Below are 14,061 nucleotides of genomic sequence, written 5' to 3'. Positions count from 1 at the left end.
TATTCAACCAGATTTTATCATTTCCCATGACTAAAGCACTACCTAAAGTTCTACCTGAAACTCTATCCGAAAATCCATCCAAACACCGGTGATAACAGAATCATTATAACCGAATATGTAAATGAATTTACTGACATCAAAGTGGCTCTCTGGCCTGATGGAATCATGTCGTTCAGCACTACATCTGATCTGATTTCAATGAAGCTGTCTGCAAAAGAACCAATGCACGCTCCCACAATCATTACATATGGATTGCCAACTAATACTGAGGCAAAGGCAAGGACAACTCCCAAAAAGGAAATAAGACCAATAGTCCTATACCCTAACTTGTTGAAAAATGTGACAGTCTTTGAACCTAGAGCTCCAGAAAGACCAATAACAAACAGTGCTGGACCAAGTAACACAGGTCTCAAGCCAACTTCAGGAAGCTTTGCTTGCATGAAGAATGCTATCAAAACCGCCACCGCCCCGATTGCAGCATTAAATAGAATTATCAGTCTCGCTTTGCGATTCTCCTTTAAGAACCTGATTGAGCCTATGGCAACTTCTTTGAATCTGCCAGCCACGTCCATTGATTCATGGCATTCAGCATGAACCTCTGTCAGCGATAATGCAAACACCAATGCCACGCTTCCGATGATGATATCAACCAAATATGCTCTACGGTACCCTAGCATCAACGCTACTCCCGCAAGAAGTGTAGCTAATGAACTGAATATCTCATAGATAATCATATCTTTTGAAAAGAAGTCTTCGTAATTCTTTTCGACGCCAGCCTTTTTCATACTGTCGTATGCCAATGCTTCGCGAGTTCCTGACGCTAAGTTATAGCTCAATGCACTCACTCCCATAGCGAAAGCAATTGAAATGAAGGAATCAGTGAATATCATTATCATTGCAGATAACATAGACATTATCTGCGCAAGCACCATGGATTTCTTGCGGCCGAACACATCAGACACCGCGCCAGATGGCACTTCACATATCATGCTTACCACATGAAAAATACTTTCAAACCAGCCTATCTCCAGTGTTGAGAAACCGCGAGCTGCCAGCAGCGCAACCCAAGAAGCGCCTGCAATCATAAATGCGCCAAAGCTGTCTATAGCATAAATCTTCCCAAGCTGTGCTTTTATATTTATCTTTTTGCTTCTTGCACGAAGCTCATTATTTCCTTGAATTTCTAATTCTTTATTATAAATCTCCATAAAAAAATCTCCTTATCTATTTTTTAGAATAAGGAGATAGTGCGGCACGATGTTATAAGCAATTAATTTCTATCGCTTAAAAAAGGGCGCACTATCCCCGTAAACTGCAAAAATAGAACCTTTTGTAAGATGCATATTAATTGTTTTCCAAGTCATACTACGCCCTCCTTTCTTTAAAACTTTGATGTTAACAATGTGGATTTTACCATATCGTATTTTCGAAGTAAAGTAAAAAAACACCTCTTTATCAAATGTGTCCAAAACAGCGAACACATTAGTAAAGAGGTGTTTATAAATCATATTAAAGCTATGAGTGTCTGCTAGCTCCCTTTAATCGAGCCATAGCACGAGCCATATTAGCAGTAGAGATTTGGTATTCAACCATACTCTGTTTCTGCTGAAGCTGCTCCTGAGCACGCTCTAAAGCTTCCTGAGCTCTGTATGTATCAATATCTTCTGGACGCTCGCAAGAATATGCAATCATCTTTACTGATCCGTCTTTGTAAACAGATACTAATCCATCAGATACAATGGCACTTCGCCATGTTCCATCGCCTGTTTTAAAGCGTATTTCACCGACAGAAACTACACCAGTCATCATCTCATGATGATTCATGATTGCAGACTCTCCATCAGGACTAGGAATAATAATTATTTCGCAGTCACCATCATAAAACACGCCATCACAAGCGATTATTTTAAGATTAAATAATGATGCCATATACTACTCCTTTACAAGATCTGCAGCCTTTTTCTTGACATCCTCAATTGTACCAACGTTAAAGAATGCTGCTTCTGGATAATCATCCATCTCACCATTAAGGATAGCCTTAAATCCGCGGATAGTATCCTTTACAGTTACGAACTGTCCCTTAACACCTGTAAAGTTCTCAGCAACTGAGAATGGCTGTGAAAGGAAACGCTGTACCTTTCTTGCACGATATACAGTAATCTTATCCTCGTCAGAAAGCTCTTCCATACCAAGGATAGCGATAATATCCTGTAACTCTTTGTACTTCTGGAGAATCTCCTGTACTCCACGTGCAACCTGATAATGCTCCTCACCAACTACGTCTGGCTCAAGGATACGTGATGTAGACTCAAGTGGATCTACAGCTGGGTAAATACCCATCTCAACAATCTTACGAGAAAGAACTGTTGTAGCATCCAAGTGTGAGAATGTTGTTGCTGGAGCTGGGTCAGTTAAGTCATCAGCAGGAACGTATACAGCCTGAACTGATGTGATAGAACCGTTCTTTGTAGAAGCGATTCTCTCCTGAAGCTCACCTAAGTCGTTTGCAAGTGTTGGCTGGTAACCAACGGCTGATGGCATACGACCAAGAAGAGCTGAAACCTCTGAACCTGCCTGTACGAAACGGAAAATGTTATCAATGAATAAAAGCACATCCTGATTTTTAACATCACGGAAATACTCAGCCATTGTAAGTCCTGTTTCAGCAACACGCATACGTGCTCCAGGTGGCTCGTTCATCTGACCAAACACTAAGGCTGTTTTATCAAGAACTCCTGACTCAGCCATTTCTGTCCAAAGGTCATTACCTTCACGAGAACGCTCTCCTACACCAGTAAAGATTGAGTAACCGCCGCTCTCTGTAGCGATATTATGGATAAGCTCCTGGATAAGTACTGTCTTACCTACACCGGCACCACCGAAAAGTCCGACCTTACCACCCTTAGCATAAGGAGCAAGTAAGTCGATAACCTTGATACCTGTCTCAAGCATTTCAACAACTGGGCTCTGGTCCTCGAATGTAGGTGGCTCTCTATGGATGCACCAATGCTCTCCATTATCAAGCTTCTCACCATTATCAAGTGTGTCACCTAATACGTTGAAAAGTCTACCAAGTGTCTGCTCACCAACTGGTACAGAAATACCAGTACCTGTAGCAGTTACTTCCATATCTCTACATAGTCCCTCAGAAGGAGCAAGCATGATACATCTAACCACGCCTAATCCGATGTGCTGAGAGACCTCCATTACTCTTTTCTCATCCCCTACCATAACGTATAGGGCATCTCTAATGGCAGGTAGGTCATTATCTTTAAATTCTACATCGACAACAGGTCCTGAAACCTGGACGATTTTTCCTTTTAACTCTGACATGTTTAACCTCTCTTACCTTTTAGCTTTTTTCTTTTTAAGCGCCTTCGCACCACCGATTACCTCAGTAATTTCCTGTGTAATCTGTGCCTGACGCACTCTATTGTATTCGATAGATAACTCTCGAAGAATCGCTTCCGCATTGTCAGTAGCTGACTGCATAGCCATCATTCTCGCATTCTCTTCACTGGCTGAACACTCAACCAAAGCTCCATAGATGAAAGCTGTAAAGTGGTTGTGTACCAAATGTTCCAAAACCGATGAAAGAGATGGATAGAATGGATACCATGAATCTCCGCCTTCTTTGAAAGCTTCAAGCTCGTAGTTATTGATTGAGTGAACGTGTTTTGTTCCTTCCTTCATCTCAGTAGCTACTTTACTTGTTCCCTCTGTATCAGATTCGATTTCCTGAACCTGCTCCTTAATAAACTTGTGTGTTTTTAAAGGAAGCAAACGTTCTACGCAAGTCTCTTCTGTAACAGAATTGAGCATCTTTGTGTAAATAATATCGATTCTATCAAGCTCTTCTCTGTTGTATAAATCGATAAGATACTCGGAAATAACACGCGCTCTATGCATTGAAGGATTGTTTGCAGAATATCTGAAATTCTCGTCTACGTTATATCCATTGTTTATAAAAAACGCTCTACCTGTCTCACCTACAACGAATAGCTTGTATTCGTCCTTAGATAAGCCTCCGATTCGTTGAAGTGCAAATTTGATGGCGTTGTGATTGTACGCACCAGCCATACCCTTGTCACCTGTAAATACAACGAATCCACGCTTTTTAATGGTCTCCTGATCATCCTCAACACGGTTATCAAAATAGATGTGTCGGATGTTAGGCATTCTAACAAGATTTTCTGCAATACCTTTCTGGGTTCCTTCAAAGAACGGCAATGTCTCTTCAAGCTTTGACTTTGCCTTACGCAATTTCATTGAAGACATCATGTACATGGCTCTTGTAATCTTCATTGTATCCTGAATACTATTTATTCTATTTAGGATTTCCTTTGTACTTGCCATGGTTTACTCCTGATTCTTTTTGAACTCCTCTGCTGCGTCAACAATAGAAGCCTTAATATCCTCTGACAAATCCTTTGTTGACTCGAGCTGGCTGATAATTGCACTATGCTCTGTTGCAAAGAACTCAAGCATATCTGCTCTAAACTTCTTAAGCTTTGAAAGCTCAACATCACTAAAGATATGAGCGTTTGCAGCTACAAGAATGATAACCTGCTCTGCCATTGAGAATGGTCTGTTAAGAGGCTGCTTCAATAATTCCATAAGGGCACGACCATGAGCCAACTGCTTCTTTGTTGCATCATCAAGATCTGATGAGAACTGTGTGAAGACTTCCATCTCACGGTACTGAGCCAAATCGATACGAATTGAACCAGCGGCTTTCTTCATAGCCTTTGTCTGGGCAGCACCACCAACACGGGATACAGAAAGACCTACGTTTACGGCTGGTCTCTGACCTGCGTTGAAAAGCTCTGACTCAAGGAATATCTGACCATCAGTAATAGAAATTACGTTTGTAGGAATGTAAGCTGAAAGGTCACCAGCCTGAGTCTCAATAATTGGAAGAGCTGTAATTGAACCGCCACCTGCTTCTGGTGTGATTCTTGCAGAACGCTCCAATAATCTTGAATGTAAGTAGAAAACATCACCAGGATAAGCTTCACGTCCAGGTGAACGCTCTAACAACAATGAGATTGCACGGTATGCAACCGCATGCTTTGATAAATCATCATAAACGATAAGTACGTCCTTGCCTGAATACATAAAGTACTCTGCAAGTGCTGTACCAGAATATGGTGCAATATACTGAAGTGGTGCTGGATCAGATGCTGTTGCACTGACGATAATTGTGTAATCCATTGCACCGTTTTCTTTTAATGTGTTAACAAGCTTTGCAATTGTAGATGCCTTCTGACCAATAGCTACGTATACGCAGATAACATCCTTGCCCTTCTGGTTGATGATTGTATCAGTAGCGATAGATGTCTTACCTGTCTGTCTATCACCAATGATAAGCTCACGCTGTCCTCTACCAATTGGGAACATTGAATCGATTGAAAGAAGACCTGTCTCCATTGGCTGGCTAACAGACTGTCTGTCAACGATACTTGGAGCTGGACACTCAACTGGTCTAAATCCATCTGCCTGGATTTCTCCATTTCCATCAAGTGGAGAACCAAGTGCATCAACAATACGTCCAAGGAAGCCGTTACCTACTGGAAGACCTGCCATCTTACCTGTACGAACAACCTTAGAACCTTCTTTGATTTCTGTATCACGGCCGAAAAGGATAACGCCTACTTCATCGCGGCGAACATCCTGAACCATACCTCTAACGCCGCAATCGAAAATAACGATTTCGCCGTAGAATGCATGATCAATACCGTCTACGTTGGCAATTCCATCACCTACCCAGTTAACGATACCGACTTCCTTCTGCTCTGCTTCAAGCTTGAAGTCTTCTACGTTAGTTCTGAGGATTGAAAGAATGCTCTCATCAACAGCTGAAACACCAACTGCCTTATTAATCTTTGTAGCGAACTGCTCAATACGGCCCTGCTCGCTCCAGTCATATTCTTTTGTCCCCACTGAAAGAATGAAACCACTCTTTAGTGTATCGTCCTGTACTAATTCAAGCTCAATGTCTCCATTGCCTGTTTCCTTAGCAAGGAACTTCTTGATACCTGCAAGCTGCTCATCAGAAGGTGCTGTAACATAGCGAAGCTTCGCTCTGTCAACCTTTTCAGTCTTAGTCTGAAGAGATTCCTTGTATGCAGCTCTAATATCATTAAATAAATCAAAATCTCCGTTATCACATAGCAATTTGAAGAAATTGCGGATTTCGTGAGGGAAGATGCTATCAATAACAACATGTTTCTTAGCGATTGCTACTGTAGGATCTGATAATTCCTCTCCAATTGCAGGTACAGCCTCTAGTATAGAAGCGGCAGACTGCAAATGTGCTTCTGCATTATCTATGCTATGTAGGTCACGGGCATAGTTTAAAGATTTCTCTGTCACTTTTATTCACCTGCTTTACCTAAAAATTCATCAAACAGTTTGCTATCGATATCAGCTCCTGTTTTGCTACCAACAACTTTTGTAGTTGCATCAACTACTATATCTGCAATTTCTTTCTTTGCACTTGCAATGATCTGGCTCTTCTCATGATTAGCTTCTGCAACTGCTGCATCATGAATGCTCTTTGCATCAGTCTTAGCATCTTCTAATATCTTCTGATACTGACCATCAGCGCTCTTTCTTGCTTCAGCAATAATCTGTTTCTTCTCTGTCTCAGCCTCTGCAACCTTCTGCTCGTACTGTGCAGCAAGTTCATTAGCCTCGTTTTCCTTTGCTGTAGCCTTTGCATAAACCTCATCTGCCTCTTCCTGACGCTTAGCAATAATTTTGCCAATTGGCTTAAAGAAGAAGATTCTGAAAGCTACAACCAGGATAAGAAGATTGACTACTGTCCAAAGAATACTCCAAAATTGAATGTTAATCATATCTATTACCTATCCTTTATTATTAATAGAACTTGTTATTACAATACGAACATTATCATAAGAGCGATAACGAAACCGTAAATAGCTGTTGCCTCTGCAAGGGCACAACCTAAGATAAGGTTCTTCTGAATCTTGCTCTCTGCTTCTGGCTGACGTGCAATACCTTCGCAAGCCTTACCTGTTGCGATACCGATACCAATACCAGCACCAAGACCTGTTACTACTGCAATACCTGCTCCAACTGCGATTAAAGTGTTCATAAAATTTTTCCTCCTAAGAATCCGCCTTGTTTTTCATCTACATCTCGCCAGTTACGCTCTCAAGCCTGAGATATTGTCTTCGTCGACCAACATGTCTCCTTAGACAACACTCAGAGCTAGATAGCTACTGGCTATCTTTTCTCTTTGAACAAGGCTCATTTAATAGTAAAAAATAAATAAAATAAAATTCGGTATTCATACCGCTTATACGGTTACTCAATAGCTTCCTTTAAATATAAAGAAGTTAAGAATACGAATACATATGCCTGAAGTAATCCATCGAACAAATCAAAGTATAATGAGAATACAGCAGGGATAACTGGTGGAACGACGATTTTGAGAAGTTCCATGATAACAAACGCACCAAGTACATTACCAAAAAGTCGCATACATAACGACAATGGTCTTGTGAATACATCAAGAATGTTAAATGGTGTTACTATAGCAACCGGCTCAACAAATGAATGCAACCATTTCTTTACGCCTTTGTGATAAATACCTGCAGCTTCTACCAAAATAATACTCATAAGAGCAAGTGCTGCTGTAACATTTACATCCTTAGTAGGTGACTTGAAACCAAACAAACCAATGATGTTAGATAAACCAATGTACAAAAGTACTGTGACAAGGTAACCGGTATATGCCTTTCCCTCTTCACCTAAGGTTGCACCAACAATGGCATTTAGTTTCTCGTAAATAAGCTCGGCAAATGCCTGCTTTTTACTGATGTTTTGTGTCTTTAGTCCCGTAGTCAAGAATATGGCTATGAGAATAAGCACGGCCATTACGATCCAGGTAACTACGACTGATTCATAAATCGGAATATCAAATCCTCCGATATGGAGCCTGAATACCTCTTCGCAATTTAGCTCTTCTACAAGCTTTTCTGCTAAAGTCAAGAAAACACCTCCTATTCATTTTTTCTCATGCCACCCATTTTATACCTTTCGCACAAAAATATAAGATACAAATTGAGCAATGTGTATAAAGAAAATGTTTGACACGCAATTTACCGGATATTTACTCCGTATGTTTTCACCATACACCTAAAAAAAGTGTCCAGTCAATGCTGGACACTTTTATTTAACACTTTTTTCAAGACTTTTTAGCAATTAACAATATACCTTTTTGCCCTTGACAAATTTATCCTTAATAATGGCATCGGCATCGTTGTAACACATTCTCTCAATACGCTCTCTGATGGACATATCTCTCATTGAATACATCTTGCTATCATCGATAACAACTGCATCGAATTCGTATCCATCCTTGAATGTTCCAACCTTGCCAAAGTACTCTCCGCCACCTGCTGTAGCAAGATAGAAAACCTCCTCAAAAGAAAGTGGCTTAACATCTGTATCAACCAGGCGATAGTACATTTTAGATGCCTGCAATGTAATAAGCATTGTCTTGAGCATATTCATAGATGAACCGGCAGCCACGTCTGTACCAAGACCGACCTTTATACCAGCATCCATAAACTTTCGGATTGGAGCGATACCGCTTGTAAGGTTCATATTGGAATCGGCGCAATGAGCAATGTAAGCACCATGCTTTTTAAGGATGCTCATTTCCTCCTCGCCTGAGTATACACAGTGTGCCATGATGGTAGGTAATTCAGCCGAACCCATAGTATCGAATAGCTCGTATGCATTTGCATAGGAAGTTGATTCAGGAACCAATTCCTTTACCCAAGCGACCTCTGACTGATTTTCAGAAAGATGAGACTGGATTCTCAAATCTCTTTCAGCAGAAAGCTTTCCCAAGCCTCTCATTAAATCATCTGAACATGATGGGATGAATCGAGGTGTCAGGATAGGCTTTGTGTTCTTATAGCGGCCTTCGATGGCCTGAAGCCAATCTAAAGTTGCCTGGAGGGATGCTTCGGCGCTTTCCTCCTGAAGACCTTCGCCACCATTTCTATCCATATTTACCTTACCAACGTATGTGATCACACCAGTATCCTCTAGCTGATCCATGAGGTTGATAGTTGCTTCATTATGCATTGTTCCAAAAACAACAGCACGAGTTGTAAAGCAACGTCTTAAATCCTCTGCAAAATACCCATATGCCTTTTTAGCATATTCCATATCTGAGTACTTTGCTTCCTCTGGGAAAGTGTAGGTGGTAAGCCACTCCAGAAGCTCCTCATCCATACCAATTCCTCGGAATGTGTACTGAGGTGCATGAACATGCAAATCAGTCATGCCTGGAATGATTAAACGCTCGCCGTAATCATACAGCTGCAATCCCCTGTACTGCTCAGGGAGCTCTGTGAAGGCACCTTTGCAAATGCCATCCACACAAACAAGATAACCTCTATAATATGTAGTTATTCTCTTTTCTGATTCCGAGAAAGCAATGCCTCCTCGTAGTACAAAACTTTCGTTCATATAAATACCTAACAGGAAGATGCAACCTAGCCCTGTAAACCTCTAGCCTGTCTATCCATATCCTCGACTACGATATCGTAAATCTCGCCAAGTGTTCTGCAGTACTCAAGAACCTTCCATGGCTCATTTGTATGATAGTGAATCTTGATAAGCTCCTCATCACCTACTGCAAGTAAGCTGTCGCCAACAAAATTCTCTGTGATGTAATCGTTGATTGCATCCTCATCAAGATCCTCGCCCTCGATAAGAAGCTGTGTGTCATATCTAAATTCAATTGTCTGTTCTGGTAACATATTTATTTCCTCCAATATTTTCTTTTCGAAAAACTACAGACTTACTTTACCACATCTATAAAAAAAAGGCGAGTCAGTCTGTTAGTTTAGACTGACTCGCTTTTAATTAAAGTTTATCATTACGTTTTACATATGTAGGGGTGACAGATTCTGAAACAATCTTCTTGATTTTCTTCGCCTCAACCCATTTATCTACTACCGCATTTTCGATATAAACTCCATCTCCAATATCAGCGTAGGAAAGAATAATTGAGTTTCTAACTACTGCCCCTTTTCCAATATGAACATTTCGTCCGATAATGGAATTTTCAACTGTACCTTCTATCAAGCCGGCATTACATACCATTGAATTGGTAACACTTGCGCCATGGAAATATTGTGTTGGGCAAGCGTCTGTTGTCTTGGTGTAGAATGGCCAATCGTTTGTGAAAAAGTCCATTGCAGTTGCATACTCAAGCATCTCCATGTTCGCCCTGTAGTAGTCATCCAAGCTTGTTATTGCTGCAAAGAAACCTTTGTGCTGATAGCCTCTAACATCCAATGTATCGCAAGCCAATGCAATCATGTCCGCAAGAGAATATGCAGATGATTCTTTCTTGGCCTTTTTAATCAAATCAACAAATATTTCTTTCGACATTACATAGGTGTCCATGCTGATAAGTTTTTCCTTAGCTGTACCCATGTTGCGTTCCAAAGACTGTACGCCCTTTTGCTTATTCAAGGTAACCACATTACATGCTCTGTAGTATTCCTTTGCCTGGTCTACCTTATGATAAAGCAAGGTAATATCTGTTCCAGATGCCACGTGCTCGTCTAAAAGCTTTTGATAATCTTGTTTGTAAATCATGTAGCTAGGAGCCACGATTACATAGTCCTGAGGCATGCGCTCTATCTGCTCCAGGTTTTCCAGATAGGCATTAATATCTGTGTTGTAGATAGAACTGTGACCATTATTCTGTGTAAATAACAGCTGGATGTTGCCTCGTTTTGAATTGATATTGTAGTGGCGTCCATCACCGATATGTTCAACAATAGAACGTGGTCTACTGTTCAAATATACGTGTATACGATTTATACCGCTATTACTCATATTTGAGATAGGAAAATCGATAACTCGAAATCTTCCCAGGAATGAGAAAGCGCCAATTGGTCTGTAGTCATGAAGACCTTCTACTCTGATATAGTTTGCGGCGGAATTAATCACGCCAAATGCTTTGTTTGCCATATTAATCCTCCCCCTTTACATTTTTTGCAACAAGAAGGATTTCCTCGCTCTTCTTATTTCCTACTTTGGCGTTCTTTCCTATTCTAATGTTTTCAGCCACAAGAGCTCTTGTTACAGTAGCTCCTTCTTCAACAATAGCCCCCGGCATAAGCACTGAATCTATTACCTTTGCACCAGGTGCAATCTTCACATTTGAAAAGATAACCGACCTGGAAACCTCTCCACCTACATGAGCACCCTGGTTGATATATGCACCATCAATCTTTGCAGAGGATGCAATATACTGTGGAATGATTCCTGTGTCTTCTGTGTAAATCTTCCATGATGTATCGTCCAAATTAAGCTCATTATCGCTATCCAGAAGATCCATATTGGCTTCCCAAAGGGAATCAATAGTTCCAACATCCTTCCAATAACCTGAGAACTCATAGGCATAAAGCTTTTTATCTCCATTTAACATTACCGGAATGATGTCCTTACCAAAATCATGGCTTGAGTCAGGATTCTTCATATCCTCTATCAGAAGCTTTCTCATAGTTTTCCATGTGAAGATATAAATACCCATAGACGCCAGGTTGCTCTTTGGTTTCTCTGGCTTTTCCTCAAACTCGATGATTCTTCGGCTGTCATCTGTGTTCATGATGCCAAATCGACTTGCCTCTTTCATTGGCACACCACGAACAGCTATTGTAGCATCTGCCCCCATTTCCTTATGGAAGGTAAGCATTTTGTCATAGTTCATTTTGTAAATATGATCACCTGACAGTACCAAAATGTACTCAGGATCATAAGCGTCGATAAAATCGATATTCTGAGAAATAGCATCTGCAGTACCTCGATATACATCAAGGCCACAGTCTGCCTTCTCTCTAGGTGTAAGGACGAAGACACCACTATCCTTTGTGTCCAATCCCCATCTTCCACCTGCCGCAACATAACTGTTTAGCAAAACCGATTCGTACTGTGTCAAAACACCTACGATATCTATTCCACTATTAGCACAGTTACTGAGTGGGAAATCGATAATACGATATTTTCCACCATAAGCAACGGCTGGTTTAGCAACTTTGTTTGTTAACTCATGCAGACGGCTACCACGACCACCTGCTAGAATCATAGCTAGCATACTTGTCTGAGCCATATTATCCCCCCTAACTTTCTTCTTTTATCTCCTTCAGTAAACAAACAACACACGTTTTATAGATAATATTTTAATAGTTTTGCACAAACAAGGCAATGTTTTGATCATTTTTTTATGCATTTTTCTTACATTTGTTGAGCACAACATAATCAAAATATTGTTCTATATTGTCTTAATTTTCGAATAATTCTGAATTCAAAAAAATTGTGGGTTTTCTCTTGACTTAGGGGCTGGGCCATAGTATTATATGTCTTGTCGTTAGGACATATGGTTCCTTGGTCAAGCGGTTAAGACGTCGCCCTCTCACGGCGAAAACAGCGGTTCGATTCCGCTAGGAACTGCTAAGAGCATCGCAAAAGCGATGCTCTTTTTTGTTATATGTCAATATAAATAAATAAGGCGCCAGCTCCAAAGCTAGCGCCTTATTTATTAGAATAAACTCTTTACTGTAGGATAAAGCTTCTTGAATTCCTGATATCTCTCTTCGTATTTACGAATTAATTCTGGATCAGGCTCTACTGTTGTCTTTACCTTTACAAGCTTATCACAAGCCTCTTCAACTGAAGCGTACTCACCACATCCTACTGCTGCAAGGATTGCGCCACCAAGTCCTGGGCCTTCCTCATTCTCCAAAATATCAAGCTTCAGATTCATAACTGATGCAATAATCTGCTGCCATAATGGAGACTTTGCACCGCCGCCACAAATCTTGCTTCGCTCAATAACAATACCCTGACTGCGTGCAACCTCAAGCGAATCACGAAGACCAAATGCTACTCCTTCAAGAACAGCCTGTGTCATATCCTCACGTGTTGTATCCATAGACATGCCGATGAACATAGCACGTGCATCCGGATTGTTGTGAGGGCTACGCTCTCCCATAAGGTATGGAAGATAGAATACACGATTCTCACCAAGATTCTTGATACCAGCCTGCTCTGCTGGATAATCCTTTGTCTTGAGGATTTCATCCATCCACCACTTATTGCAAGATGCTGCTGAAAGCATGCAACCCATAAGATGATATCCACCATCTGCATGATCAAATGAGTGAAGTGCATTGGCAGGGTCTACTGTAAAGTTCTTGCTTGAGATAAAGATTGTTCCAGAAGTACCAATTGAAAGATTACACTTGCCCTCTCCAACTGTACCTGTACCAACAGCAGCAGCAGCGTTGTCACCAGCACCTGCGATAATCTTTACATCATTTGTAAAGCCAAGCTCTGCTGCAACATCTGGCTTGATAGTGCCAACTACTTCATAGCTCTCGTAAAGCTTAGGAAGCTGAGACTCAGAAACATGGCAGATATCCATCATTTCCTTGCTCCAGCATCTGTTCTTAACATCGAGTAAAAGCATACCACTAGCATCAGAATAATCTGTGCAGAAGCTTCCAGAAAGCTTGTATGCCAAGTAATCCTTTGGAAGCATAATCTTTGCTACCTTAGCCCAAAGGTCTGGCTCATTTTCCTGCATCCAAAGAATCTTTGGAGCTGTAAATCCAGCAAAAGCAATATTTGCTGTGTAATCAGAAAGCTTATCCTTTCCAATCACATTGTTAAGATATTCCGTCTCTTTTCCTGTACGTCCATCATTCCAAAGAATTGCAGGACGAATAACATTGTCATCTGCATCAAGTGTTACAAGGCCATGCATCTGACCACCAAAAGAAATACCAGCTACTAAGGATTTATCAACCTCTGCTGTAAGTTCCTTCAAGCCAGCCATAGACTGAGCCCACCAATCCTCAGGCTTCTGCTCAGACCAACCTGGATGTGGGAAGCTAAGGTCATATTCCTTTGAAACTATTTTTTCTATGGTGCCATCGGCAGCCATAAGCAAAAGCTTAACTGCCGATGTACCAAGGTCTACTCCTATATAATACATAA

At 40.9% G+C, this 14,061-nt stretch carries 13 protein-coding genes and 1 tRNA gene; 1 reads left to right on the top strand and 13 read right to left on the bottom strand.

Annotated elements, in window-relative coordinates:
* Nucleotides 1-62: 62 nt before the first annotated feature.
* The 12 genes from BMY66_RS05640 to BMY66_RS05585 all read right to left on the bottom strand — a co-directional run bounded on the left by BMY66_RS05640 (nt 63) and on the right by BMY66_RS05585 (nt 12,172).
* Nucleotides 63-1,208 (bottom strand): MFS transporter, encoded by a 1,146-nt coding sequence (locus tag BMY66_RS05640; RefSeq protein ID WP_090394464.1) that lies wholly within the window; start codon nt 1,206-1,208, stop codon nt 63-65.
* Nucleotides 1,209-1,515: 307 nt separating this feature from the next.
* Nucleotides 1,516-1,929 carry an ATP synthase F1 subunit epsilon gene (gene atpC / locus BMY66_RS05635; RefSeq protein ID WP_044937271.1) on the bottom strand — a complete coding sequence of 138 codons (414 nt, stop codon included), beginning with the start codon at nt 1,927-1,929 and terminating at the stop codon, nt 1,516-1,518.
* Between the two features lie 3 nt (nt 1,930-1,932).
* Nucleotides 1,933-3,333, bottom strand: a complete 1,401-nt coding sequence (gene atpD / locus BMY66_RS05630; RefSeq protein WP_044937268.1) for a F0F1 ATP synthase subunit beta — start codon at nt 3,331-3,333, stop codon at nt 1,933-1,935.
* Nucleotides 3,334-3,345: 12 nt separating this feature from the next.
* Nucleotides 3,346-4,356 (bottom strand): ATP synthase F1 subunit gamma, encoded by a 1,011-nt coding sequence (atpG, locus tag BMY66_RS05625; RefSeq protein WP_044937265.1) that lies wholly within the window; start codon nt 4,354-4,356, stop codon nt 3,346-3,348.
* A gap of 3 nt (nt 4,357-4,359) precedes the next feature.
* A complete protein-coding gene (gene atpA, locus BMY66_RS05620; RefSeq protein ID WP_090394463.1) occupies nt 4,360-6,375 on the bottom strand; it encodes a F0F1 ATP synthase subunit alpha in 2,016 nt (671 codons plus the stop codon).
* 2 nt (nt 6,376-6,377) lie between these two features.
* Nucleotides 6,378-6,860 (bottom strand): F0F1 ATP synthase subunit B, encoded by a 483-nt coding sequence (atpF, locus tag BMY66_RS05615; RefSeq protein WP_090394462.1) that lies wholly within the window; start codon nt 6,858-6,860, stop codon nt 6,378-6,380.
* A gap of 38 nt (nt 6,861-6,898) precedes the next feature.
* A complete protein-coding gene (gene atpE, locus BMY66_RS05610) occupies nt 6,899-7,120 on the bottom strand; it encodes an ATP synthase F0 subunit C (RefSeq protein ID WP_015548814.1) in 222 nt (73 codons plus the stop codon).
* A gap of 212 nt (nt 7,121-7,332) precedes the next feature.
* A complete protein-coding gene (locus BMY66_RS05605; RefSeq protein ID WP_044937255.1) occupies nt 7,333-8,019 on the bottom strand; it encodes a F0F1 ATP synthase subunit A in 687 nt (228 codons plus the stop codon).
* A gap of 213 nt (nt 8,020-8,232) precedes the next feature.
* Nucleotides 8,233-9,513: an amidohydrolase family protein gene (locus BMY66_RS05600; protein WP_044937253.1), complete on the bottom strand. Its 1,281-nt coding sequence runs from the start codon at nt 9,511-9,513 to the stop codon at nt 8,233-8,235.
* Between the two features lie 26 nt (nt 9,514-9,539).
* Nucleotides 9,540-9,806 (bottom strand): dihydroxyacetone kinase, encoded by a 267-nt coding sequence (locus BMY66_RS05595; RefSeq protein ID WP_044937250.1) that lies wholly within the window; start codon nt 9,804-9,806, stop codon nt 9,540-9,542.
* Between the two features lie 106 nt (nt 9,807-9,912).
* The gene (glgD, locus tag BMY66_RS05590) at nt 9,913-11,031 is read right to left on the bottom strand and encodes a glucose-1-phosphate adenylyltransferase subunit GlgD (protein ID WP_074788728.1); all 1,119 of its coding nucleotides are present in this window, start codon (nt 11,029-11,031) and stop codon (nt 9,913-9,915) included.
* A 1-nt stretch (nt 11,032) separates the two neighbouring features.
* The gene (locus BMY66_RS05585; RefSeq protein ID WP_044937247.1) at nt 11,033-12,172 is read right to left on the bottom strand and encodes a glucose-1-phosphate adenylyltransferase; all 1,140 of its coding nucleotides are present in this window, start codon (nt 12,170-12,172) and stop codon (nt 11,033-11,035) included.
* A 269-nt stretch (nt 12,173-12,441) separates the two neighbouring features.
* Between BMY66_RS05585 and BMY66_RS05580 the strand changes: the two genes are divergently transcribed.
* Nucleotides 12,442-12,513, top strand: a tRNA-Glu gene (locus tag BMY66_RS05580).
* 88 nt (nt 12,514-12,601) lie between these two features.
* On the opposite strand, the gene xylB is transcribed toward BMY66_RS05580, so the two are convergent.
* The gene (gene xylB, locus BMY66_RS05575; protein ID WP_090394461.1) at nt 12,602-14,059 is read right to left on the bottom strand and encodes a xylulokinase; all 1,458 of its coding nucleotides are present in this window, start codon (nt 14,057-14,059) and stop codon (nt 12,602-12,604) included.
* Between the last annotated feature and the right edge of the window lie 2 nt (nt 14,060-14,061).

The organism is Pseudobutyrivibrio sp. C4, assembly GCF_900111635.1.
In the GTDB taxonomy this organism is placed as follows: domain Bacteria; phylum Bacillota; class Clostridia; order Lachnospirales; family Lachnospiraceae; genus Pseudobutyrivibrio; species Pseudobutyrivibrio ruminis.
The sequence above is the reverse complement of the archived record's forward strand: the minus strand, read 5'-3'. Positions and strand labels throughout refer to the sequence as shown.